The organism is Streptomyces sp. a15 (assembly GCF_059026085.1).
Window position 1 is genome coordinate 265,835 of the sequence record NZ_JBWLKM010000004.1, and the last position, 22,892, is coordinate 288,726.

Genomic DNA, 22,892 nt, shown 5'->3' on the forward strand with positions numbered 1-22,892 from the left:
GATGTCGGGCGGCGCTGGGGCTCGTCAGCGCACCGGACAGATGGCGCTGGACATGCGGCCGAGGTCGACGTGCCGCCGACTCACCAAGGCAATTCCAGTTCCAGACATGACGGAAGCGTGTCACGGCGATCTGGACAGAGTCCAGCTTCGTCCGTCATGTGGACACCCTTGTCCCGAGGAGTGAGACAAGGGTGTTCTCGGTCACATGGGCCGAACAAGGGCTTGTCGGCGCAGGTCAGGCGGGGTAGGCGCCCGGCCAGGGCCCCGGCGCGGGCACCTCGGACTGCTCCTCGACCTTGGTGTCGAACAGCTTGAAGCCCCGACGCTGATAGTTGGCCATCGCGTGCTCGCTGTCCAGGCTGCAGGTATGCAGCCACACCCGCTTGGTGGCGGCCAGGCCCGGCCAGCGGTCCGCGAGGTCCCAGGCGCGGGCAGTGCCGTACGACAGCAGGTGCCCGCCGATCCGCCGCCCGCGGAAGGCCGGAACCAGCCCGAAGTGGGAAATCTCCACGACGCCGTCGTCCTGCGGGTCCAGTTCCACGTACCCGGCGGGCGTCCCCCGGTCGTATGCGACCCAGGTCTCCACCCCGGGCCGGCCCAGGTGCTCCTGCCACTGCGCGTAGGTCCAGCCCAGCTGGTCGATCCAGCGGATGTCCCCGCCGACGGACGTGTACAGGAAGCGGCTGAACTCGGGCGAGGGAACCTCGGAGCGGACGATCCGCACGTCCCCCTCCGGCGCGGCGGCCGGGAGGAGGTCGGTCGGGGCGGTCTGCTCCAGGGACCAGGTGGTCACCGGGATGTTGGTCATGACGGCCAGGGAATCACGCGCGTGAACGATCTGTCGATCGCCGTCCGCGGCTACCCCAGTGATCTGTCGATCGAGGCCAGCGGCAGCGCGAACAGCATCTGCCCGGACTGGGACCAGACCTCGCCGGTCGCCTCCCAGTAGGACAGCGATGGCGTGCGTGCGCTCCAGCAGTGCTGGGTGTCGTCGGACCCGCACTGTGTGGCCTTCGCGGTGTCGGCGTCCTGCCGCCACAGCGTGCCGCGTCCGTCCTGCTCGCCGGAGGCGCGGCTCACGTACCAGTCGGAGTGGTACGACAGCACGCCCTGGACGTCGGCGGCCTTCGTCTCGTAGGCCTCCGTGGCGTCCGTGCGGCCGGCGAAGTCGGTGGCCAGCAGTCCGGAGCGGGCCGGGTCGGTGGCGAAGGAGTAGCGCCACAGGAGAGCGGGCCCGTCGCCGTCCGCCGTGGTCCGCTCGCTCGCTACCAGACTGTCGGGCGTCGTGCTGCGGTCCAGGGAGAGGCCCGAGGGGCGGGCGTCGGTGTCCGTGGCGGGGTCGACCGGGCGGTAGGAGCCGACGGCGGGCAGGACGAAGCGGGCACCGTGCGCCGACCAGCCGCCGGGCACCCGGCCGACCGCCGTGCTGTCCACGCTCGTTCGCAGGACGCGGTTCATGTCGTAGACGTACACGCCGTCGGCGGCGGTGACCAGCAGCTTGTCCTGGTACCAGACCATGCCGGAGACGTCCGAGTCGAGAGCCCGGAAGTCGCGCCCGCCGTCGACCGGGACGGTGAGCAGTACCCAGGTGTACGTGAGGCGGTCCAGGTCGTTCGCGTCGACGAAGGCGACCCGGGCGAGGCCGTGGCCGGCCGCCGCGTTCTGTGACCAGCCGGACAGGACCACGCGGTTCTGGCCCCAGAGGCCGTCGTCGTCCGCGTCGCCGGACGTGGTGACCGCCCCCGGCTGCCAGGAGCGGGTGTCGGTGGCGTCCCAGCACTGGGCACGGGTGGCCGCGGGCTCGACGGGCAGTGCCTTGAGGTCCTCGGCCGGGCAGTCGGCCGCGGCGCGCAGACTGTGGTCGGCGTCCTCGAGGACGGCGCTCACGCCGACGGGCCGGCCCATCTCCGAAGCGAGACGGTCGAGTGTGGCCTCGGGCACCTGCTGTTCCTGCCAGCGCAGGGCGGCGATCCGCTCGGACGAGGTGACCGGCTTCAGCGCGCCGGGGTCCTCGCTGTCCGTGGCCTGCGAGGCGCTGATCATGGTGGCGGCGCCGGTCAGGGCGAGGGCGGTCCCGGCCAGAAAGGCACGCAGCGCCCTGCCCCGCCGCTGGCGGCGGTGTCTCCCGCGGTGCTTCATTCGTCCTCCCGAGGCGGGCCAACTGCGCCTGATGATCCGTACGTTGACCAGGGAGCAGGTGGGGTGGCCCGTAGGGGATGCTACGGCAGTGGGGGGTGGTAGCGGACAAAGAACCTGCAATTATGCGGAAGATGCACTCCGAGCCGGTTCAGTTCGTCCCGCCGGACAGCGCGCGGGCGGCGACCACGGCCGGCGCGGTCGACCAGGGCAACAGGTCGCGCGGGTCGGCCGGGAGCAGCACCTCGACGTCCGCGTCCTCGCAGAAACGATACGGCCGGTGTTCCAGGAAACCCCCGAGATACCGCCGTACCCGGGACATCTCGGCCCGCACCGTCACCGTACGGCCCGGATCACCGAACAGATCCCCGGCCAGCCCCGCCGCGCTGCGACCGGAGCGGTGCAGGGCGAGCAGATAGAGCAACTCGGCGTGCCGAGGGCTGAGTTCATGACTCCAGGAGCCCGCCGAGCCCGACACCGTCACGGAGCGGCGGCGCGGCTGCGCCAGGTCCAGCACGATCCGGGTGGCGCCCCGCGGCACCGGCTCGTCGGCGGCCCGGATCAGCCAGCCGCCGGGCAGCGGCTCCAGCGCGCACTGCCCGAGCGCCGGCAGCCACCGACGGCCCGGCGACAGCGACTTGGGCAGCGCGATCCGGTTCGTGTACGGCATTCCGGTCACCGCCGCGGTCCAGCCGTCCCGGTCCACCACCGCGGCCCGCCCGGCGAGCCGGGCCAGCACCGGCGCGGCCACCGCGCGCAGTTGCTCCAGCGAGGTCACGTGCCGCTCGCGCAGCCGCGCCTCGGCGAGCTTGGCCACCGAGTCGACCCAGGCGAGCGTGGCCGGGTGCATCGTCTCCAGCGGTCCGCTCACGTCCACCACACCGATCAGCCGGCCGTCCCGCGGGTCCGTGATGGGCGCGCCGGTACAGGTCCAGGTGGCGTGCGAGCGTACGAAGTGCTCGGAGGCGAAGACCTGTACGGGACGCCGTACGACGGCCGGAGTCCCCACGCCGTTGGTGCCGACGATGTCCTCCCGCCAGTCGGCGCCAAGTTCGAAGCCGAGCCCGTCGGCCTTGCGCAGCACGGGCGAACTGCCCTCGCGCCACAGCACCCGGCCCTGCTCGTCGGCGACCACCATGATGTGGTGGGCGACGTCCGCGACCGACAGCAGACCCTCCCGCAGCACCGGCAGCACATGCTGGAGGACCGTCGTCTCGCGGCGCCGCTGCACCTCCTCGCGGGACAGCAGCCCGGCCCGGAAGTCGTGGTCGGGATCGACGCCACCGCGCAGCATCCGCCCCCAGGACTGTTCGATCACCGGCCGTGGCGCGACCGGCGCACGCCGCCCGGAGAGCGTCGCGGAGCGGACCTCGCTGAGTACCCGTGCCGCCCGCGCCGAGTCCACGGCGGCGAGTTGCGTCACGTCCGTCGGCGAGAGTGCCACGGGACCTCCCGGAAGAAGGGCTCGGGACAACCGGTTCGCGGTGGCTTTTCGGCCACCGTCCGGAAGCCCGTCCTGACTGTCCGTCTCATAGTGCCGCCTGCCCAAGTCGAAGGGACCCAGTCCGCCCACAGACGCCGGCAAGTTGCAACCCCCTGCAACCCTGGTGGACTGCCCTGCCGTCCTCGAAACTTGAGCGATGCCGCCCAGTGCGGCGCACGTGGCTCCAACGGGCCAGTGGCGGGGGTGGTGCCGTGTCGGCGCAGCACCACCCCCGCGCCGTGCGGGCACCCACGGAGCAAGGTACGTACGCGGATCAGGCCACCGGACGGCTGTGCGACCGGCGCCGGTCAGGATTCCGGCCGGGCCCGTTCCACCACCGAGGCCAGATCCAGACTGTGCGGCAGCGTCCCAAAGGCCGCACCCGAGTCGCCGCCCAGCCGGGACGCGCAGAACGCGTCGGCGACCTCCGGTGTCGCATACCGCACGAGCAACGACCCCTGGAGCACCAGCGCGAGTCGCTCGGTCACCCGCCGGGCCCGCCCCTCCACGCCCTCCAGATCGGCGAGTTCGGTCAGCAGGTCCTTGATCGCCGCGTCCAGGCGGTGGTCGGCGCCGCGCGCCTTGCCGACCTCCTGGAGGTAGGCGTTCAACGCCAGCGGTTCGCGTTGCAGCGCGCGCAGCACGTCCAGGGCCTGGACGTTCCCGGCGCCCTCCCAGATGGAGTTGAGCGGCGACTCGCGTACCAGCCGGGGCATCCCCGACTCCTCGACGTATCCGTTGCCGCCCAGGCACTCGGACGCCTCCACCGTCACCGGCGAACACCGTTTGGTCACCCAGTACTTGGCGGCCGGCACCGCGATCCTGAGCAGCGCCCGCTCCTGCTCGCTCCCGTCGTCGTAGGCCGCCGCGAGCCGCAGCGCGAGCGTGGTCGCCGCCTCCGACTCCAGCGCGAGGTCGGCCAGCACGTTGCGCATCAGCGGCTTGTCGACGAGCCTGCCGCCGAACGCCTCGCGGTACGTGCAGTGGTGGACCGCCTGCGCGACGGCCTGCCGCATCAGGCCCGCCGACCCCAGCACGCAGTCGAGCCGGGTCGCCGCCACCATCTCGATGATGGTGCGCACCCCGCGCCCCTCCTCGCCGACCCGGCGAGCCCACGTCCCGTCGAACTCGACCTCGGCGGACGCGTTCGACCGGTTGCCCAGCTTCTCCTTGAGCCGCTGGATCATGAAGACGTTGCGGGTGCCGTCCGCCAGCACCCGCGGCACCAGGAAGCAGGTGAGCCCCTCCGGTGCCTGCGCGAGCACAAGAAACCCGTCCGACATCGGCGCCGAGCAGAACCACTTGTGTCCGGTCAGCTCGTACGTCCCGTCCTCGGCGAGGGGCCGGGCGGCCGTCGTGTTGGCCCGTACGTCGCTGCCGCCCTGCTTCTCCGTCATGCCCATCCCGAACAGGGCACTGGTCTTCAGCTGGGCGGGCCGCAGCTCACGGTCGTAGATCATCGAGGTCAGCCGAGGCTCCCACACGGCGGCGAGCGCGGGGTCGCCGCGCAGCGCGGGCACCGCGGCATGGGTCATCGACAGCGGGCAGAGGTTGCCGGCGTCGACCTGCGTCCACAGCAGGAAGGCGGCCGCACGCCGCACATGCCCGCCGGGCCGGGACCAGGCCGCCGTCAGGCCCGCCGAGACGCCCTTGCCGAGCAGCCGGTGCCAGGCCGGGTGGAAGTCGACCTCGTCGATCCGGCGCCCGTGGCGGTCGTGGGTGCGCAGTCTCGGCGGGTACTCGTTCGCCTGTGCGCCCCACTCCTGCACCTGCGCCGAGCCACAGGCCCGGCCGAGCGCCGCGAGCTCGCCGCGCACCTCGTCGAGCAGGTCCGGAGCGGTGTGCCGGTCCACCGCCGCCGTCAGGGCACGGTCGGCGGTGAACGCGTCGTATCCGACCAGCGGCGGAGGCTGGTTGGTCACGGGGTGGGTGCTGCCTGCCATGTACGCGAACCTACCCCGCACGGCGGAGGTCACCACAGCGACGCGGCAGCCGTGCATGGGGCAGGAGACCGGGCGTGGGGCTCGGGTGCCGCGCCCCCCGACGCGTCCCCGCCCGCCGGGGCACCGGGGGATGAGCACACCCAGGCACGACGGATACCTTTAGGTCGTGCAGCCAGCAAGTGAATCCCCTCAGCCTCCCTCCGGACGCCTCCATCGGGCGCGTGCCCTGTACCGGAACGTCTCGAAGCGCAGGACTGCCTGGCTGCTGATCAAGGACACCGTCAACTCGTGCATGGAGTACCGGATCCTGGGCCTGGCGGCCGAGGCGGCGTTCTTCACGCTGCTGTCCGTGCCGCCGCTGCTGCTGAGCATGATCGGTCTGCTCGGCTACGTCGACGACTGGACCGGCGCCGACACCATCGCGAGCCTGGAGACCAACATCCTGGAGGCCTCGCGCACGATCCTGTCCGACAAGGGCGTCACCGAGATCGCCCAGCCGATCCTGCACGACGTGATGAAGGGCGGCCGGCCCGACGTCATCTCCATAGGCTTCCTGTTCGCCCTGTGGTCGGGCTCCCGCGCGGTGAACGTCTTCATCGACACCATCACCGTGATGTACGGCCTCGACGGCGTCCGCGGCATCGTCAAGACCCGCCTGATGGCCTTCCTGCTGTTCGTCGTGGCCCTGCTGATCGGCTCGATCGCGCTGCCGCTGATGGTGGCCGGGCCGGACGCGGTGGTGAACATCGTGCCGTGGTCCGAGACCGTCGTACAGGTGCTCTACTGGCCCGTCGTCATCGTGCTGTCGATCGTCTTCCTCACCACGCTCTACCACGTGTCCGTCCCCGTCCGCTCCCCGTGGATCGAGGACGTGCCCGGCGCCCTGGTGGCCCTCGCCATGTGGGTCCTCGGCAGCTTCCTGCTGCGCATCTACCTGACCAACACCGTCGAGGGCCCCACCATCTACGGCTCCCTCGCCGCGCCCGTCGCCGTCCTGCTGTGGATCGGCGTGTCCGCGTTCGCCGTCCTCGTCGGCGCCGCGGTCAACGCCGCGATCGACCGGGTCTGGCCGGCCGCCGCGACGGCCGCGGCCCGCGCCGCCAACGAACGGCTGCGCGAGGCGCAGGTCGCCGAGTACGTCGCCCGCGCCACCGCGGCCCGCGCGGCGGTCCCCGACGACCCGGACGACCCCGACATGCCCTCCGAGTTCCCCGAGCGGTGGTCGCGGTTCCTGCCGCCGGAGGACGTGACCTCCCGCCTGCGGACGCACGTAAAGAGCACGCATCCGCCGCACAAGCCGGAGGGTTCCTGATATCGCGGGCCGGCTGAGCGCACCTGAAGGGGCGCGGGGCTGTATCAATATGCGGCTCCGCCGCGTGGGCGCGACCAGCCACGACGGACCCGCAGCCGGCAGAAATCCCGCACCCCAACGGCGCTACGCCTTCCACGCCCCCGCCGCGGCAGCGTCCCGCACGAACTCCCCGAAGTCCCGAGCCTCGCGCCCCAGCACCTGACGCACGTCATCGGTCAGCCGCGCGTTGCGCCCGTCCATCAGACCCTCGAAGACCTCGATCAGCAGCTCCACCTCCTCCGGCGGCACCCCGAACCCCGCCAGCGTCTCCCCGTACGCCCGCACCCGCACCGGCGTGTACGTCACCTTGACGCCGGACGCCTCCGAGATCTCCGCGACCGCCTCCCGCCAGGACAGCAGCCGAGGTCCGGTGAGCTCCAGCGTCCGCCCCACGTAACGGTCCCCGGCGACCAGCACGGCCGCGACCACCTCCCCGACGTCCCGCAGGTCGACGAACGGCTCCCGCACCTCACCCGCCGGAAACGCCAGCTCCCCGTGGCGCAGCCCCTCCACCAGGGGCCCCTCGCTGAAGTTCTGCGCGAACCACGAAGCCCGTACGACCGTCCAGTCCGCGCCCGAGGACGTCAGCGCCTCCTCGGCCGCCAGCGCCTGCTCCTCGCCGCGCGCCGACAGCAGCACCAGCCGCCGTACGCCGAGCCCGACCGCCTCCCGGGCGAGCGCGCCGATCCCCTCGGCGGCCGCGGGGGAGCCGATGTCGGACGGGTACACGAGGTACGCCGCGTCGGCGCCCCGCAGCGTGTCCGCCCACGTCGTCGGGTCCTCCCAGTCGAAGCCCTGCGCGCGGGACGCGGCCCGCACCGTCAGCCCGGCCGCCCGCGCGGCCCCGGCGACCCGGCTCCCGGTACGCCCGGAGGCACCGGTCACCGCCACTGTCATGCTCTGGGCGTTCTTGGTGTTGTCCGTGTTTGTCGTCATGCCTTCAGTCAACGGCCGCGCGCTTCAACAGCCCATCGCTGAACGGCTCATTCCCATGCGCGGGCGTCTACGCTGACGCCATGGACGCACTCGCAGGCCTCCTGGAGGGCCCCCGCGCCCGCGGGGCCTTCATGATCCGTGCGTGTTTCGACCCGCCCTGGGCGGTCCGCGTCGAGGACCGCGCCCCGCTGACGGTGATGCTGATGGTCCGCGGCGAGTCCTGGATCGTGCCGGACACGGGGGAGCGGGTGCGGCTGCGGCCCGGCGAGCTGGCCATCGCATGCGGCCCCGACCCGTACACCTGCGCCGACCACCCCGACACCGCGCCCCAGGCGCTGATCCTGCCGGGCGCCGAGTGCCGCTACCCGGACGGGCGGCCCCTCAACGGCTCCATGGACATCGGCGTCCGCAGCTGGGGCGACCGTCCCGACGGCTCCACGGTGATGCTGATCGGGACGTACCTGGTCCAGGGCGAGATCAGCGGCCGTCTCCTGGACGCGCTGCCGCCGCTGCTCTCCCTCACCTCCGAGATGTGGCAGTGCGCGCTCACGCCCGTCCTCATGGACGAGGTCGTGCGCGACGAACCCGGTCAGGAGGTCGTCCTGGACCGGCTCCTCGACCTGCTGGTCATCGCCGCCCTCCGCGCCTGGTTCGCCCGCCCGGAGGCGGCGCCGCCCGCCTGGTACGCGGCGCTCGCCGACCCCGTCGTCGGCCGCGTCCTGCGCCTCGTCCAGGACGACCCCACCCACCCCTGGACGGTCGCCTCGCTCGCCGCCAAGGCCGGCGTCTCGCGGGCCGCGCTCGCCCGCCGCTTCACCGAACTCGTCGGCGAGCCCCCGATGACGTACCTCACCGGCTGGCGCCTCGCCCTCGCCGCGGACCGTCTCCGCGACACCGACGACACCCTCGAGGCGATCGCCCGCCAGGTCGGCTACGGCAGCGCGTTCGCCCTGTCCAGCGCGTTCAAGCGGGTGTACGGGGTGAGCCCGCAGGAGCATCGGACGCGGATGGTGCCGACGGCGTAGCCTGGCCTACGTGTACGCGGAGCGGCCATCCCGTATGGCGGGCGCGGTGGTGTGGACGAACACCCCGTCCGGGCCCGACGCCGGGCGTGTCCTGCCCGACGGCTGCATGGACCTGCTGTGGCACGAGGGCCGACTGGTGATCGCCGGGCCCGACACCCGCGCGTACGTCACCGAGGGCGAGCCGAGCGCCTGGGCCGGCGTCCGCTTCTACCCGGGCACCGCGCCCGCCCTCCTGGGCGTGCCCGCGCACGAGATGCGCGACCGGCGGGTGGAGTTGGCCGACGTGTGGCCGGCCGCGGAGGTACGGCGCGTCACCGCACAGGTGAACGCGGCCCACGACCCGGCGAGCGGCCTGGAGCAGGTGGCGTTGGAACGCGCCGCCGGGACCGATCCCCCCGACCCACTCCTACGACAGGTGGTCACCGCCCTCGACGCGGGCCGCCCGGTCGCCACCACGGCCGACGAACTCGGCGTGGGTTCCCGCCAGTTGCACCGCCGCTGTCTCACCGCCTTCGGCTACGGCCCCAAGACGCTGGCCCGGGTCCTACGACTCCAGCGCGCCCTCGCCCTGGCCCGCTCCGGAGTTCCCCTCGCGGAGACGGCGGCCCGGTCCGGTTTCGCGGACCAGGCCCATCTGGCAAGAGACGTGAAGGAGTTGGCGGGCGTGCCGCCGACGGACCTACTGGGACGCCCCGGGTAGCGGCGCGAACAGGTCGACGCCGTTGCCGTCGGGATCGAGCACCACCGCGTACCGCTGCCCCCACACCGCGTCCCACGGCTTCAGCTCCCCGTGGTACCCGGCACCCACCAGCTCCTGGTACACCGAGTCGACCTCGGCCGGGCTGTCGCACAGCAGCGCGAGCGAGATACGCCCGCCCTCGGTCGGCGGCTGCCATTCCGGCTGGATCTGTCGCACCATCTCCTCACTGTCGAGCATCAACCGCAGCCCGCCCGGCAGCCCGGCCTCGGCATGCGGCCCCTCCTCGGCACCCTCCGGGAAGACGAAACCGAGCCGACGGTAGAAGGCGACGGAGGCGGCCATGTCGGAGGCCACCAGGCCGATCGCATCGAATCGTGGAGTCATGGAGCCACCGTAGGCACGGGCGCGGGGGCCGGTCTTGAAGGAATCGGACAGGATCGGGCTCAGTTCTTGCGTGGGCTGCGATCAGCCCCGGGGGAACATGACACCGCTGGCCGCGTCGACGAACGGCGCGGCCATGCCGGCGAGGGCCGACGCGCCCTGGGCGAACGGCGTCAGCGGGTCCATCGAGCCCGACCGGGTGTGGGGGGCGCCCTGGGCCCGCGGGTCCCTCCCGTCGGCCAGGGCGGACGTGCCGCCCTGAAGGGCGGCGAGGACCATGATGAGGACAGCGGCACGCTGGCAGGTACGGATTCGCATGCCGGCTTCAACGAGGTGCTCGATGCCTGGTCACCGGCTTGCCGGAAGTGTGATCTAAGGGGTAGCCGCCGGGCGATGAGTCAACGGCGGGCGCCGTGTCATCCCTTCGGTGGACGCCTTCGGCTCGCGGGCACGCCTCGTCGCATCACCGCACCCCGTCCCACATGATCGTGGCCCTCCCTGTCCTTTTCCCGGAAGGTTGACGCTGCCGTGGGAACCCGCCTGCCCCAAGTCGAATTGCCTCCCATTTACTGCCCGTTGGAATCCGCCGTTCATCCGCATGCACGGCAGGTGGAGAAACGGGCCGTGGAATGGATCCGGGGCAGCGAAATGTGTGCGTCGGAACGCGAAACGGCATGGGTCGTGGCGACGCACAGCGCCGACTTCTTCGCCCGGTTCACCCCGGTGGCCGACGACGACCGGCTGCTGGCGGCGAGCATGTGGGTGTACTGGGGCTTCGCGTTCGACGACGCGCGCTGCGACAGCGGACCGCTGAGCGGCCGTCCCGCACAGTTCAACGCCCTGGCCGGCCAGGTGCAGCGGGCCTGCGAGACCGACCTGGCGACGCCCGACGACCGGTACGCCCGCGTCCTGCAGGACATCATGCGCCGTTTCCGCTCCTTCGCGCCGCCCACCCAGGTCAGCCGGTTCGTCCACGCGCACCGGGCGTGGCTGTCCGGGGTGGCCTGGCAGATCGGCAACCAGGCCGTGGGCCGGATGCCCGCGCTGGACGAGTTCCTGGCGATGCGGCTGCTGTCGGCGGGCGGTTATCCGACGTTCGCGCTGCTGGAGCTGGCCACCGGGGCCGAGGTGCCCGACCGCGAGTTGCACCACCCGGCGGTGCTGGCGCTGACCGAGATGGCGATCATGGTGGCGTCCCTCGACAACGACCGGCACTCCCTGCACAAGGAACTGAGCCGGGGCCAGGCCGACCAGAACATCTACACGGTCCTGATGGCCGAGCGTTCGCTGTCCCTGCAGCAGGCCGTCGAGGAGGCCAACGCACTGCGCGACCGCATCCTGCGGCGTTTCCTGGACCTGCACGACCGTGTGCGGCCGACGGCCGGAGCCGACCTCGCGACCTATCTGCAGGGGTTGCGCCACGGACTGCGCGGCAACAACGAGTGGGGCCTGAGGGTGCCCCGCTATCTCAGCCTCGGTCACTGGCCGGACGAGATGGAGGACACGCGGCAGGCCTGGGCCGAGGAACCGTCCGATCTGCGGCCGGGGCCGGTGGAGGGCGCACCTTCCGTCGCCTGGTGGTGGGATGCGGACCTCGGCTGAGCCGCTCGCAGGGCGCCCTCGACGACGGTCTCAGCGTGGCGTGGCGAGGTCCAGGGTCCACCATGGGCCGCCGGGGCCGTCCGCCACGCCGATGCCCGCGTCGGTGTAGCGGCAGGTGAGGATGATGTCGCGGTGCGGCGGGCTGTCCATCCACGCTCTGACGGCGCCACTGGCGGTGGCCGTACCGGCTGCGACGGCCTCCGCCGAGTGCCTGGGGTGGTAGCCGGCTGCTCGCATCCGGTCCTGGGGGCTGGAGCCGTCGGATCCGGTGTGGCCGAGGCGTTCGTGACGGGCCATGTCGGCGCTGTGTGCCTGGGCGGCGCGGTTGAGGGCGGTCCGCAGCCGCACCCGATGGCATCCGGCCGCGGTGCGGCGCCGGTTGATCTCGGCGGCCGCATCGGCCGCCGGGCTCGGCCTGGGGCGGGAGGAGTCCTGCCACTGCCCGTCGGCCGGCCCGGGCCACCGGGGAACCTGGTAGGCCGGTGGCCCGGGCACGGGCGGTCCGGCCGAGGCCGTCGGTGCGTAGGGCAGCAGTGCCGCGAGGGCGGCCGACGCGGCCAAGAGCGTTGTCCGGCAGGGTGAGTTCATGGTTTTCCCACTTTCTCTTTTTCTCTCCCTTCGAGGGAATGCGGCATTTCTCAGCCTGGCATGACCCGGGAGGCGGCTAGGGTCGAAAACACCCCCATTCGAATTCCTGTCGCCCAGGAGGGTTTTCATGTCATTGCAGATTCGCCGTTTCGCCGTCGTATCGCTCGCCGCGCTCGCCCTGACCGCGAGTGCCGCGGTCACAGCCGCCGCTGCCGCCGCGCCGGCAGGGCCCGCCCAGGCCGTGAGCCGGCTCGCCGCGGACGACTTCGACGGCTACCCGGGCGGCGGCCGCCACGAACGGCCCCTGGGCTTCGGCCCGTTCGAGTTCCCGCGCAGCGGCACGATCTCCGGCGGTTTCTCGTGGGGCGTGAGGGACTGATCAGGCACTGGCGTCGACGGCTTCCTCCCGGGTGTCCGGGGGGAAGCCGTCTGCGTTGCTGCCCCGTTCAGCGTTTGAGCGTGGCGGCGCTGGCGACGAGCACGATGATCACGCACCCCAGGGTCAGCAGGGCGTCGCGGACGAACAGCCCGGTGATACCGGAGTGCGTGGCGGCCTCGCCGGCGGCCTGGACGGCGTACGTCATCGGCATCAGCTTGGAGGCGCCCGACAGGGCCCCCTGCATCTCGTCGCGGGGCACGAACAGCCCGCACACCAGGAACTGCGGCAGGACCGCTGCCGGCAGGAACTGCACCGCCTGGAACTCGTTGCGGGCGAAGGCGCTCACCAGCAGTCCCAGGGCCAGGCCCAGCAGGGCGCCGAGCATGGCGATCACCATCAGCAGGTAGGCGGGCCCCTTGATGTCCAGCCCCAGCGGGCCGACGGACAGCAGGGTGGAGAGCACCGCCTGCAGCAGGGCCAGGAAGGCGAACGCGATGCTGTAGCCGAGCACGATGTCGAGCCGCCGCACGGGCATGGTCAGCAGCCGTTCGGCGGTGCCGGTGGTGCGTTCCCGCAACGTGGACATGGACGCCACCAGGTACATCACGATGACTGGGAAGATGCCGAAGACCTGCGGCCCGACGCGTTGGAAGGTGGCCTCGGAGCCGTGGAACATCAGCTTGAGCAGCACCATCAGCATGCACGGGATGCCCAGCAGCAGTGCGGTGCTGCCCCGGTCGCGGGAGATCTGATGCAGCACCCGGACCGCGGTCGCACCGGTGATCGTGGGGGAGAAGGGCAGCCGGTCGGCCAGCGGGGCGCGGCTCACGAGCGGACGTCCGCGGCGAAGAAGGCCCGCTCCGCGTCGGGCGCGCTGCCCTGGTCGAGCAGCCCGGACAGCTCGGGCAACAGACTCTGGGCCGCGGCCCGTTGCCGGGCGCGCGCCTCCGCCGTCGTCGCCGCCTCCACCAGATGCATGAACGCCTCCTCCACATCGGAGCAGCCCGTGTGCTCCAGCAGGGCGGTCCGGCCCGCGCTGGCCAGCAGCCTGCCGGAGCGCATCAGCAGCAGCCGGTCGCAGCGGTCGGCTTCGTCCATCACGTGGCTGGAGATCAGCAGCGTGGTGCCCGCCATGGCCAGCCGCTGGAACACCAGCCAGAGCTCCCGCCGCACGAGGGGGTCGAGCCCGACGGTCGGCTCGTCCATGACCAGCAGCTCGGGCTCGTTCAGCAGCGCCACCGCCAGGGAGACGCGCGAATACTGACCGCCCGAGAGACGGGCGACGAGCTTGTCGGCGTATCCGGCGAGGTCGACCTCCTTGACCACACGCACCACCGCGTCCTCCCGGCGCCAGCCCCGCATGCCCAGCGCGGAGGCGAAGTAGCGCAGGTTCTCCAGCACGGTCAGGTCCGCGTACACCGACGGGGCCTGGGTGACGTATCCGACGCGGGTCTTCAACTGCTGGGCGCCGGCCGCGTACCCGAGGACCTGGACGTGGCCCGCGGTGGCCTGCTGGACGCCCACCACCGAACGCAGCAGGGTGGTCTTTCCGCAGCCGCTCGGGCCGAGCAGGCCCACGATGCAGCCGCGGGGGAGGGAGAAGGTGATGTTCGTCAGCACCGTATGGGTGCCACGGATCACTTGCAGCCCGTAGGCGGACACCGCCGGAAGATCGCCCGGGCGATCGCCCGGGGGTGCCGGGCCGGGCTCGGTCTGCTGCACAAATTCACTGCGTTTCGTCACGAAGTACCGTTCCGGTGGTTCAGGGGACGGCCGGACAGATGTCGCAAAACGGCCCACCGCACGGACAACGGCCCACCGGGCCCGAAGTCACGCCCACGGCCGTCCCCGTGATCAGGAATCCTCCGGGCCCGAAGGCACGCCCTCGCCGCGTCCTCGCGCAGCCGTGCCGCCCGGGGTCAGGAATCCCTGCGGATCATCGCCCAGGCGATCTCCTGCAGCTGGCGGTAGGCGTCTGCCGTCGGCCGGGCGTACGACAGTGCCCGCACCGCCGCCGACATCTGACGGCGCGCCTCCTCCTCGGCCGCCTGACGTCCGCCGGCCTTCTCCACCAGTTCGCGGGCGACGATCACGTCCTGCTCGTCCAGCGGACGCGGCGAGTCGTACAGGGCCCGCAGGTGCTCCGCCGCCGAGTCCGTGCCGGCGAGCGCCGCCACCACGGGCAGGGACTTCTTGCGTGCCGCGAGGTCGGCCCCGACCGGCTTGCCGCTGCGTGTGGTGCGGCCCCAGATGCCGAGCACGTCGTCAGCGCACTGGAAGGCGACGCCGAGCCGGCGTCCGAACTCCCGCAGCCCGCCCACCCGCTCGTCGTTGGCGCCCGCGAGCAGCCCGCCCAGAGCGCAGGCACAGCCCATCAGCGATCCGGTCTTGCCCTCCGCCATGGCCAGGTACTGCGCCGCCGACACCTCGGGCGCCTCTTCGAACGCCACGTCGAGGCTCTGTCCGTCGACCAGTTCCATGAGGGCGCCGACCAGTTCGCGCACCGCCGCGGCCGCCCGCGGCCGGGGCGCGTCGGCGACCGCCCGCACGGCCGCGACCAGCAGGGCGTCCCCGGCCAGTACGGCTGCCGGTGTGCCGAACACTGACCAGGCGGCCGGGCGGTGCCGACGCAGCGCGTCGCCGTCGATGACGTCGTCGTGCAGCAGCGTGAAGTCGTGCACGAGCTCCACGGCCACGGCGCCGGGCAGCGCGTCGCCCGCGTCGCCGCCCACGGCCACCGCTGACAGCAGCGTCAGCGCCGGCCGGACGGCCTTGCCCCGTCGCGGCATGGACGCCACGGGGGTGCCGTCGGCCTCGGACCAGCCGCGGTGATAGGCCGCCACCCGGCTCTCAGCGGCCGGCAGGGCTGCGACGGCCGACTGGAGGGCTGGGCCGAGGAGGTCGTCGACCCAGCCAAGACGCGGAAACACGGTGCCCGGGGCCGAGTCGGTGATCTGCGACATGCACTGCTCCTTCAGATTGCGGACGGAGGGATACCCGCGTCAGTCAATCGGTGCCCGACCAGCACGAAGAAGCGCAGCGCACCGTCCGGCCGAAGGATCACCAGAGCGGCCCAGATCTCATACGGTGCACTGGGCCGACCATCGGATGACCGGCGTCGTCAATGGCGAGCAGGCCAGGCGCTCAGTCGAACGTCACGGGTCCGCGGGGTGTGTCCAGCGTGAAGGAGAGTCCCGTCGGCCCCGGAGCGAGGGTGAGTGAGGTACCGAGGGCGGCGAGCAAGGGCCGGATCTCGTCCGGGTCGGGATCGGTGGCCGTCAGTTCCAGGAGCGGGGTGACCGGCAGGCCCGAGGCCGACGGGTGAGGTGAGGAACCCCAGTCGATGAGGAAGGGGACCAGGCCGGACGGGTGGGCGGTGTCGCCGTCGGTCAGGCGCCACTCCAAGAGGGTGCCGTCGGGTCTGCGGCGGCTCATGGGGTGGATCGAGCCGGGGTTGTATCCCTTCGCCCGGGCCGCCGCGACCGTCGCGTCCAGGTCGGGCGGGCTGATCGCCCAGGTCACCGTCCGCGGGCCGGAGAGACGGTCGACGTCGAAGGGGCGTGGCCCGTCGTACGCGCGCTGGTCCGGATCCGGGCCGATGATCTCCAGGTAGCGGGCACCGCCCAGCGACACCAGATGGTTGCGGGTGCCGAACCCGACATGCGCACCGCCGAGCGCGGGGGTCACGCCGGTGCGGCGGCTGAAGTCGGTGACGGTCGCCGCCAGATCGGGGGTGGCGAGGACGAGGTGGTCCAGTCGCGCGGGGATGGAGTTCATCGCGCCGAGGCTACGCACACCGGACCCCGCGGGGGAACGCCTGCACGGTGGCGGCGGCACGGCGCCTTGCGCGAAGGTCCGCACGGGGACGTGCGATGGAGGGCAGATGTTCCAGGTATCGAGTGGGGTAGAGGACGCCTGACAGGTCACCGACCTGCGCATTGAGAACGACGTACTCCATCAGCCTTCCTTCCTGGCCCAGGCTCGGACTGTCAAGGGCGCCGCGCCCAGAACAGGGCGTGTCCGCCGTCCCCTTCCGGCATGAAGTCCTCCTGCTCGACCGTGAGGCCGGCCTGTGTGAGCCACGCACGGTTCGTGGCCGCGTCCGCGTGGCTCCACCACATCGGGGCCCCGCTGCCGAGCCAGTTCTCCTCGGCGCCGGTCCACGCGCCCGACCCGGTGGTGGCCACGAACCAGCCTCCTGGGCGCAGCCACTTGGCGATACGGCGGAGCAGAGGCGGTTGTTCGGCCAACGGAATGTGGATCAGGGCGTAGAAGGAGACGACCGCGTCGAAGGAACCGGCGTTGAACGTCGCGGTCGTGGCATCGACGTGGATGAACTCCCCCTGAGGCACCCGTTCCCGGGCTCGGCGGATCTGCACCTCGCTGATGTCGATGCCGGTGACCCGGTAGCCGGCATCGACCAGAGTCCTCGCGACCGGCACGCCGCTTCCGCAGCCGATGTCCAGCACCGCGCTCCCAGGCGTAACTCTCCGGCCCAGGTCACGCAACAGGGACCGGTACTTCGTCTCGGCGCCGTACGTCTCGTCATAACGCAGGGACGCGGCGTCGTACCCACGCCGGACGAGGTCCTTGGGATCTGTTGTGTCCACAGCCCGGACGGTAGCCAGCGGTCGTGGGCCGATACGAACGGTTTTCAAGACCGTTCCCTCAGGCCGCTCGGGCAAGGCGTTTCGCATCGGCCGTGGTCCAGGCGGGGGCCACTGGCTCCGTTCCGCGCGCCCCAGGCCCACCGCGCCGATGACCAGCACCCAGTCCGCGGCCCCAGCCGACGCGGGTAAGCCTGAGCGGCGCGATCCTCACGCGTGCAATCATCCTGTTCGCCGACACGGCAAGGAGGGGTGATGGCTGGGGTAACGGTGACGGTCTGTCTGCCGGCCGAGGCCGCGGACGACGTCGAAGGGGCGCTGGCGAAAGCTCTCGCACCCTTCTACTCCGACTCAGAGGACAACCCTGTCAGTCGGGGCATGTGGGACTCCCGCCGCATCCGCGGCGGCAGCAACGGCATGGGCTTCGCCGTCGCCCCCGGACACGCAGACGATCCCCGGCTCATCCATGACGACCCTGCATTTGACGGCGCACCCCGCCCCAGCGCCCCGGGCGTCTGCGCCGGAGGGCCGCGCGCTCTGCTCGATTTCTCCCGGCCGCAGCTTGCTTCCGAGCGTGCTGCCGCCGCGTCCTGGGATCTGTGGCACAGCCTGTCCGCCGTGCACCCTGCGGCCGTTCCCCTCGCGGACTTCGTGGACCGCTGGCTAAACGATCCCGCCGCATTCCCCGGAGACCGGTGGGCAGACGCGATGTTCTCCGCCTACCGGGCCCAGCCGCTGATCGGGGCGTACCTCGACCACCCCTTCAGCCTCGGCCTGGGCTACTTGGGCTTCCTGGGCGACAGCGATCCTTCGGAGCACCCCGTCATCGGCTACGGGGGAACCCGTGCCGCGTACATTCGAGATCACACGCGGCCCGAACCACCGAATACGGATGTACTCACTCTGGACGGCTGGTGGCTGGAGGCGTACGAGCGCGGCATCGAGGCCGTCCACGCCTTCTGCGAGCCTGAGCTGTGCCCGCATGACCCTCCGCTGCCCGCCGTATGGCCGGGCAGCGAGACGTACCTCGCGGACCTTCCCGGCGACACCATCCTCGTCCGGGTCCACTGCCACTGCTGAAGTGACACATGTGATCCACAACGCGACAGAGCCGGATCAAGGTGAGACAGGTTCCACGCAGAACCGTATGGACGATGAAGAACCCGCTGGGAGCCCACTCGTACGCGTCGGAGGTGGTGACTGTCGCCCCGGGGCTGCCGTCATTGTTGATCAGGTGGCTGCCACTACTCGTGGTGTCGTCTCTTCTGTCACGCCTGCTCGGCAAGCCTCAGGAAGGCGGTCCAGGTGGTGGGGGTGACGGTGAGGTGGGGGGTGGTGGGGGTTTTGGAGTCGCGGATGTGGATGGTGGTGGGGAGGACGGCGACCTCGATGCAGGCGCCGCCTTCGCCGCTGCTGTAGCTGGACTTGAACCACTCAAGTGCGGTGCCGCTCATTGCTCTCCCAGACGACGGTCCAACAGGTCCCTCGTATCCTCGGTGTTGAGGGCCTGCGTCCGCAGCATCGCATATTTCTGGGTAAGGATCGCCACCTCGTCCGGGTCGGCGATCAGCGTGCTGCCGCGCTGGGTTTCGCTGTACCCCAGCCGCTGATGCTCGGGGGTTTCCAGCAGGATGAACGGCCCTTCGAGCCCGGCGTGCGAGGTGCGGCCGAGGGGCAGCACCTGGAGTGCAAGACCGGGCAGGTCCGCGTACTCCCTGAGATGTCGCAGTTGTTCGAAGTGCACCTCGTTGCCTCCCAGGCGGTCCTCCAGCGCCGCCTCCCAGATCACGAAGCTCATCATCGGCGGCACTCTGCGATGCAGGATTTCCCGCCGTTCGATGCGCGCCGCCACCAACTGCTCGATCTCGTCCTCGTCGTAGACCGGAACGCGATTACGGAAGACCGACCGCGCGTACCCCTCGGTCTGGAGCAAGCCGGGGACCAGCAAGCTCTCGTACCACGAAACCGCGATCGCCTCCCTCTCCCGATCCAGGTACTCCTCCGCCCACAACGGGACGAGATCCACCTCCGGCATCCTGCTCAACGCAGTGGCCAACGCCCCCTTCGTACCGAGGAGTTCGTCGAACTGCTCGGCGAGGTCCGGCTTCAGCGGCCGTCTGCCCTGCTCGATCGACGCGATCTGCTGCTCGCCGACGACGAACTGCTCGCCCAGTGACTTCTGCGTGTATCCGGCGGCCTCGCGGAAGAGGGCGAGCAGGGCGCCCACCATCTTCATCGCCGAGGCGTTCCTCCGTGACCGTCGAGTCGTGGTGCTCATGTGGTCCAACTCCCCACCCGCGGGCGTACGTTCACTGTCGCGTACTCGTACGGACAAGCTGTACGAGTACGCGGACTGTCACATCATGGCCACGCAGCGTGACTCTCGTCATGTGAACACCGAAACTCACCCACCGTCCCCACGTGAGCGCTTCTACCGCCGTGAACGCCAGTCCGTCCCCGCCGCCCGTGCGTTCACGCGCGACGCGCTCGTCGACTGGGGTGTGCGGGAGCGGTCGTACGACATCGTGCTGTGCGTCAGCGAACTCGCGACGAACGCCCTGGTGCACGGCGTACCGCCGGGCCGCGGTTTCCTGCTCCGCCTGCTGCCGTTGCCTTACGAGGGCGGGGTGCGCGTCGAGGTGCACGACAGCGGGGGAGGCGTACCGGCCGTACCCCAGGCGGGGGCGCCGGACGAGGGTGGGCGCGGGCTGTTACTGGTGTCGGAGCTGGCGGACAAGTGGGGGGTGGGGGAGAGGGCGCCGGGGAAGATCGTGTGGTGCGAGTTCGCGATCTGTTCTTCGGGCTGAGCGACGCGGCGAAATTCACGACCCCGTGGAGCAGTCGACATCGGTCCAGGTCGCCAGGAGGTCATGGCAGATGACGGTGAGCGTGCCGTTCCAGAACGCGAGTTCGTGGCTGCAGCCGTTCTTGTGGGGCAGGATCTCGTCCAGGATCACTGCCCCGAGGTTCGTCCAGTCGTCGGCTTCGGCTTCGGGGGTTCTGACGCTGACGCCGGAGACGCCCGTGTAGTGGATGACCAGGTCCGCGTCATGCTTCCAGCAGTTGTGTCGCAGCTGAATCTCAACCTCGTCGTCGCCGGTGTCGACGCCCCGGACGAGCTGCAGCTCCAGGTCCTTCACGCATCGCTTGCCGCGGAAGTCGTAGTGGTCCGTGTCAGTGGCGAAGGCCTGGGCGCCAGGTGGCAGATCGCCGGCGATGGAGGGCAGATGCGTCTGACAGCAGCCGTGGGAGCTCTGCCGCTGAACCGGTCTGGGGGAAATGCCGACACCTCCGGAGGCTGCGGTCGCTAGCCTCGAAACCGTGAGCGAGGACAGCCAGCGCATAGCAAACTTCCGAGTCCACCTTGTGCCAGCGGTCCTGGCTCTGGGGAACCCGCCGTGGCAGCGGGACGTGTGGCTCGACCCGTCATCATTCGAGAACCTGGACCACATCTTCCACACGCTCTTCGATGACTTCTGCGATGCCGACCATCCTGAGCACTACCTCGGCATCAGCTTGAGGACCGAGGAAGAGGTCTCTCTTATGCGGCAACTGGGCGCCGCGCTCAACGCCGCAGCGGCTGAGGCCCCCAACGACACCGACGCGGAGTACCTCCAGGCATCCGCATGGCCCGAGGTCGTGACCGTCGCGGGACGTCTCGCACAGGTCATGGTCGCGAACGACCTGAGCGAACTTGCAACCCTGTGGGAGGCCAAGCACACCGACAGCTCGTAGATCGTCGGACAGGCCGACGGGCCGTTGTCGACCAATGCCAACTACTCGGCCGTCTGCGAGAACTGCCCTGACCAGCGGAAACCCAGGTCACAAAGATCCCCGACAAGACCCAGGGGAGAGTCAGCCCTGGGTTGGACGTGGCTGAGCTGACAAGTTGTGCCATTCGTGACCGCAGCCGTCGGCGCAGTGCAGCGCCCGCCTACGGCCATCGGCGATGCTGAAGAGGGCAATGAGCAGGCGAAACGCCTTCGTGAGTTCATAGGCCGGAAGTCGGTCCATCCCGAAGCGCCACTTCGTGAGCATCACTGCAGGCGTGTGAGTGGGGCGAATGCCGGAGCGCGCGATGCTCGCCGGCACATCGTCCTCCCGCGCACGGGCCTGGCTGCAGAACAGCACCAGCGCGTGCAAAGCCTGGCGTTGGTCATCCTCCGAGAGGTTCTCGAACCACTCGACACCCTCAGATGACGGTCTGAAACCCTGTGCCAGCTCGTTCAGGATCACCTCGTGTGCGTACAACACAGATTCCCACCCCCGTATGGCAAAGGCGACGCACTCCCATCGTGGATGACTGGCATCGGCTGAGGCACAGACACCGACGATTCCCTGGCCCTGCTCAGTGCGAAGGCGTGAACCCGGCGGACTGGTCGTGGTGGAACGCGGACCCCGGAGCCGTCGGAGTCCAACCCTCGCGCAGGGCTAGCCGAACGGCCGCGGCCACGGCAGTGGGCAGTACCGGTTCAGCCTCACGACCGATCCAGTTGCTCGGATGCGGCTGGTGGGTGGTGACCACGAGTGTTTGCCCTCGGGTGTCCGCATGCTCGACCGCGAACGTGCAGGGCGACCAGGCCAGTCCCTGGAAGTACGTCGGCCTGCCTCGCAACCGCCAGCGGTACACAGTGCCGTCGACAACGATCCGTCGTGATCCCTTGCGGACCAGCACCATGACTCCCCCTTTGACAGAGGAGATGCTAGCGAGCCCGGCCTCTCCGTCCGTCTCATTTTCCGTCTCATTCACCGCCGTTCACAGGCGTTCAGACGAGACCCGAGGCGCTAGCCGCTCAGGCGACCGGTCGACCATGAACACAGGTGGACGGTCCCCGTCCGAGGCCCTTGGGACCACCAACACAGTTGGAAAGCGTGCGCCCGCTGCTGAGTCGCGCGCCTCCGCCGAGAGTGCAGTCGAGTGTCAGACCTGCGCTGTACGGTCCGCTTCATGGCTGAGAGACCTACGACGAGTTGGCGCGACGGCATAGCCGAGGAAGCCGAGGAGCTTGCCTCCGGTGCCTTGGACCCCGAGTGCGCCTGCATGGCTGGACTGTTCCCCGAAGATCTGCTCACGGCCACCGATGCCGTCCTCGACTCCTATGAGGCGGACCTGGCGAGACTGGCCGAAGCGGACGATGCGCAGATTCTTGCCGTAGTAGAACGCGCCGTCCTGGCCCTGAACGCCGTGAATGACGCCCGCAACGGAAGCGCCTTCGAAACCGGCGAGCGCGAGGAGCTGTGCGACTACATCGACGAGTCGCTCACCGAACACGGCGTCGATGTCGTCGCGCTTACCGCCCGGCATGGACTCGGCAGGCACCAGCTCACGGACAAGTGGCGGAAGTGGTAGGCCGCTCACCGACGGCCCTAGAGCACCGCAGCTTCCTAAGCTCAGGTTCGATATCTGTGCCTGGTCGACGTCCAGCAGCCTGACGGGCGCAGGTGGGAGTACCACGTCGTTCGCCTCCGGAGTGCGTAAGGTCGGACGTCATGGCCCCCCGACTCCTCGTCCACACCCGCACCACCGCCTACCGCCACGACTCCATCCCGTACGCCGTGGCCGCCCTCCGCACCCTCGGGGAGTTCGAGGTCGAGCATACCGAGGACCCCGCGGCGTTCGAACGGCCCCTGGACCCGTACGCCGCCGTCGTCTTCCTCTCCACCAGCGGCGAGATCCTCACCCATTGCTTAGAGCCTAAGCGGCTCTCAGCATTCCAGGCATTTCGGCCCGAAAGGTCCGTCACATCACCAAAGCGTGAGG

28 protein-coding genes and 1 pseudogene are annotated in these 22,892 nt (G+C 70.6%); 11 read left to right on the forward strand and 18 right to left on the reverse strand.

The window, feature by feature from the left end; all coding sequences use genetic code 11:
* Positions 1–24: 24 nt before the first annotated feature.
* From AC5P09_RS07145 to AC5P09_RS07165, 5 genes are all read right to left on the reverse strand, one after another.
* Entirely contained in the window at positions 25–108 is an 84-nt protein-coding gene (locus AC5P09_RS07145; protein ID WP_349817346.1) for a putative leader peptide, read from the reverse strand.
* 127 nt (positions 109–235) lie between these two features.
* Positions 236–808: a GNAT family N-acetyltransferase gene (locus AC5P09_RS07150; RefSeq protein ID WP_493872971.1), complete on the reverse strand. Its 573-nt coding sequence runs from the start codon at positions 806–808 to the stop codon at positions 236–238.
* A 50-nt stretch (positions 809–858) separates the two neighbouring features.
* Positions 859–2,139 (reverse strand): hypothetical protein, encoded by a 1,281-nt coding sequence (locus tag AC5P09_RS07155; protein ID WP_493872972.1) that lies wholly within the window; start codon positions 2,137–2,139, stop codon positions 859–861.
* A gap of 148 nt (positions 2,140–2,287) precedes the next feature.
* Positions 2,288–3,580 (reverse strand): GAF domain-containing protein, encoded by a 1,293-nt coding sequence (locus AC5P09_RS07160; protein WP_493872973.1) that lies wholly within the window; start codon positions 3,578–3,580, stop codon positions 2,288–2,290.
* 347 nt (positions 3,581–3,927) lie between these two features.
* Positions 3,928–5,562, reverse strand: coding sequence for an acyl-CoA dehydrogenase family protein (locus AC5P09_RS07165; protein ID WP_493872974.1), 1,635 nt, complete (start codon positions 5,560–5,562; stop codon positions 3,928–3,930).
* Positions 5,563–5,728: 166 nt separating this feature from the next.
* Between AC5P09_RS07165 and AC5P09_RS07170 the strand changes: the two genes are divergently transcribed.
* Complete coding sequence (locus AC5P09_RS07170; protein ID WP_307678051.1) at positions 5,729–6,874, forward strand: YihY/virulence factor BrkB family protein; 1,146 nt, start codon at positions 5,729–5,731, stop codon at positions 6,872–6,874.
* A 123-nt stretch (positions 6,875–6,997) separates the two neighbouring features.
* Here AC5P09_RS07170 and AC5P09_RS07175 read toward each other — a convergent pair whose 3' ends face one another.
* Positions 6,998–7,849 (reverse strand): Rossmann-fold NAD(P)-binding domain-containing protein, encoded by an 852-nt coding sequence (locus AC5P09_RS07175; protein ID WP_493872975.1) that lies wholly within the window; start codon positions 7,847–7,849, stop codon positions 6,998–7,000.
* A gap of 80 nt (positions 7,850–7,929) precedes the next feature.
* On the opposite strand from AC5P09_RS07175, the gene AC5P09_RS07180 reads away from it, so the two are divergent.
* Both AC5P09_RS07180 and AC5P09_RS07185 read left to right on the forward strand, forming a co-directional pair.
* On the forward strand, positions 7,930–8,874 hold the full coding sequence (locus AC5P09_RS07180) for an AraC family transcriptional regulator (protein WP_493872976.1): 945 nt from the start codon (positions 7,930–7,932) through the stop codon (positions 8,872–8,874).
* Between the two features lie 10 nt (positions 8,875–8,884).
* Entirely contained in the window at positions 8,885–9,574 is a 690-nt protein-coding gene (locus tag AC5P09_RS07185; protein ID WP_493872977.1) for an AraC family transcriptional regulator, read from the forward strand.
* On the opposite strand, the gene AC5P09_RS07190 is transcribed toward AC5P09_RS07185, so the two are convergent.
* Positions 9,554–9,958, reverse strand: a complete 405-nt coding sequence (locus AC5P09_RS07190; RefSeq protein WP_493872978.1) for a VOC family protein — start codon at positions 9,956–9,958, stop codon at positions 9,554–9,556. The genes AC5P09_RS07185 and AC5P09_RS07190 overlap by 21 nt on opposite strands.
* Positions 9,959–10,039: 81 nt before the next feature.
* Positions 10,040–10,273 (reverse strand): hypothetical protein, encoded by a 234-nt coding sequence (locus AC5P09_RS07195; protein ID WP_493872979.1) that lies wholly within the window; start codon positions 10,271–10,273, stop codon positions 10,040–10,042.
* 363 nt (positions 10,274–10,636) lie between these two features.
* Between AC5P09_RS07195 and AC5P09_RS07200 the strand changes: the two genes are divergently transcribed.
* Entirely contained in the window at positions 10,637–11,557 is a 921-nt protein-coding gene (locus tag AC5P09_RS07200) for a terpene synthase family protein (RefSeq protein WP_493872980.1), read from the forward strand.
* Positions 11,558–11,587: 30 nt separating this feature from the next.
* On the opposite strand, the gene AC5P09_RS07205 is transcribed toward AC5P09_RS07200, so the two are convergent.
* Positions 11,588–12,145, reverse strand: a complete 558-nt coding sequence (locus tag AC5P09_RS07205; protein WP_493872981.1) for a CAP domain-containing protein — start codon at positions 12,143–12,145, stop codon at positions 11,588–11,590.
* Between the two features lie 127 nt (positions 12,146–12,272).
* On the opposite strand from AC5P09_RS07205, the gene AC5P09_RS07210 reads away from it, so the two are divergent.
* The gene (locus AC5P09_RS07210) at positions 12,273–12,524 is read left to right on the forward strand and encodes a hypothetical protein (RefSeq protein WP_493872982.1); all 252 of its coding nucleotides are present in this window, start codon (positions 12,273–12,275) and stop codon (positions 12,522–12,524) included.
* Between the two features lie 67 nt (positions 12,525–12,591).
* Here the strand turns inward: AC5P09_RS07210 and AC5P09_RS07215 are convergent, their stop codons facing one another.
* The 5 genes from AC5P09_RS07215 to AC5P09_RS07235 form a co-directional block, all read right to left on the reverse strand.
* Entirely contained in the window at positions 12,592–13,353 is a 762-nt protein-coding gene (locus AC5P09_RS07215; protein ID WP_493872983.1) for an ABC transporter permease, read from the reverse strand.
* Complete coding sequence (locus AC5P09_RS07220) at positions 13,350–14,246, reverse strand: ABC transporter ATP-binding protein (protein WP_493872984.1); 897 nt, start codon at positions 14,244–14,246, stop codon at positions 13,350–13,352. The genes AC5P09_RS07215 and AC5P09_RS07220 overlap by 4 nt, the downstream gene beginning before the upstream one ends.
* A gap of 197 nt (positions 14,247–14,443) precedes the next feature.
* Entirely contained in the window at positions 14,444–15,487 is a 1,044-nt protein-coding gene (locus tag AC5P09_RS07225) for a polyprenyl synthetase family protein (protein ID WP_493872985.1), read from the reverse strand.
* A gap of 181 nt (positions 15,488–15,668) precedes the next feature.
* On the reverse strand, positions 15,669–16,301 hold the full coding sequence (locus tag AC5P09_RS07230; RefSeq protein ID WP_493872986.1) for a VOC family protein: 633 nt from the start codon (positions 16,299–16,301) through the stop codon (positions 15,669–15,671).
* Between the two features lie 212 nt (positions 16,302–16,513).
* Positions 16,514–17,134: a class I SAM-dependent methyltransferase gene (locus AC5P09_RS07235; RefSeq protein WP_493872987.1), complete on the reverse strand. Its 621-nt coding sequence runs from the start codon at positions 17,132–17,134 to the stop codon at positions 16,514–16,516.
* Positions 17,135–17,386: 252 nt separating this feature from the next.
* Here AC5P09_RS07235 and AC5P09_RS07240 point away from each other — a divergent pair, with 252 nt between their 5' ends.
* The gene (locus AC5P09_RS07240; protein ID WP_493872988.1) at positions 17,387–18,211 is read left to right on the forward strand and encodes a hypothetical protein; all 825 of its coding nucleotides are present in this window, start codon (positions 17,387–17,389) and stop codon (positions 18,209–18,211) included.
* Between the two features lie 188 nt (positions 18,212–18,399).
* Here the strand turns inward: AC5P09_RS07240 and AC5P09_RS07245 are convergent, their stop codons facing one another.
* Positions 18,400–18,585, reverse strand: a complete 186-nt coding sequence (locus tag AC5P09_RS07245) for a DUF397 domain-containing protein (protein WP_493872989.1) — start codon at positions 18,583–18,585, stop codon at positions 18,400–18,402.
* The gene (locus AC5P09_RS07250) at positions 18,582–19,409 is read right to left on the reverse strand and encodes a helix-turn-helix domain-containing protein (RefSeq protein ID WP_493872990.1); all 828 of its coding nucleotides are present in this window, start codon (positions 19,407–19,409) and stop codon (positions 18,582–18,584) included. The genes AC5P09_RS07245 and AC5P09_RS07250 overlap by 4 nt, the downstream gene beginning before the upstream one ends.
* Before the next feature lie 112 nt (positions 19,410–19,521).
* Here AC5P09_RS07250 and AC5P09_RS07255 point away from each other — a divergent pair, with 112 nt between their 5' ends.
* Complete coding sequence (locus tag AC5P09_RS07255; protein ID WP_493872991.1) at positions 19,522–19,938, forward strand: ATP-binding protein; 417 nt, start codon at positions 19,522–19,524, stop codon at positions 19,936–19,938.
* A 15-nt stretch (positions 19,939–19,953) separates the two neighbouring features.
* Here the strand turns inward: AC5P09_RS07255 and AC5P09_RS07260 are convergent, their stop codons facing one another.
* The gene (locus AC5P09_RS07260; protein WP_493872992.1) at positions 19,954–20,271 is read right to left on the reverse strand and encodes a hypothetical protein; all 318 of its coding nucleotides are present in this window, start codon (positions 20,269–20,271) and stop codon (positions 19,954–19,956) included.
* Positions 20,272–20,452: 181 nt separating this feature from the next.
* Between AC5P09_RS07260 and AC5P09_RS07265 the strand changes: the two genes are divergently transcribed.
* Entirely contained in the window at positions 20,453–20,866 is a 414-nt protein-coding gene (locus AC5P09_RS07265) for an SCO4402 family protein (RefSeq protein WP_493872993.1), read from the forward strand.
* A 120-nt stretch (positions 20,867–20,986) separates the two neighbouring features.
* Here AC5P09_RS07265 and AC5P09_RS07270 read toward each other — a convergent pair whose 3' ends face one another.
* Complete coding sequence (locus tag AC5P09_RS07270) at positions 20,987–21,367, reverse strand: DUF5958 family protein (RefSeq protein ID WP_493872994.1); 381 nt, start codon at positions 21,365–21,367, stop codon at positions 20,987–20,989.
* A gap of 712 nt (positions 21,368–22,079) precedes the next feature.
* Between AC5P09_RS07270 and AC5P09_RS07275 the strand changes: the two genes are divergently transcribed.
* The 3 genes and pseudogenes from AC5P09_RS07275 to AC5P09_RS07285 all read left to right on the forward strand — a co-directional run.
* On the forward strand, positions 22,080–22,481 hold the full coding sequence (locus tag AC5P09_RS07275) for a hypothetical protein (RefSeq protein WP_493872995.1): 402 nt from the start codon (positions 22,080–22,082) through the stop codon (positions 22,479–22,481).
* 54 nt (positions 22,482–22,535) lie between these two features.
* A pseudogene (locus AC5P09_RS07280) lies at positions 22,536–22,601 on the forward strand (NUDIX hydrolase); the annotation flags it as partial.
* Positions 22,602–22,621: 20 nt separating this feature from the next.
* Positions 22,622–22,892 (forward strand): ThuA domain-containing protein (locus tag AC5P09_RS07285; RefSeq protein WP_493872996.1); only part of this gene is annotated, 271 nt, incomplete at its 3' end.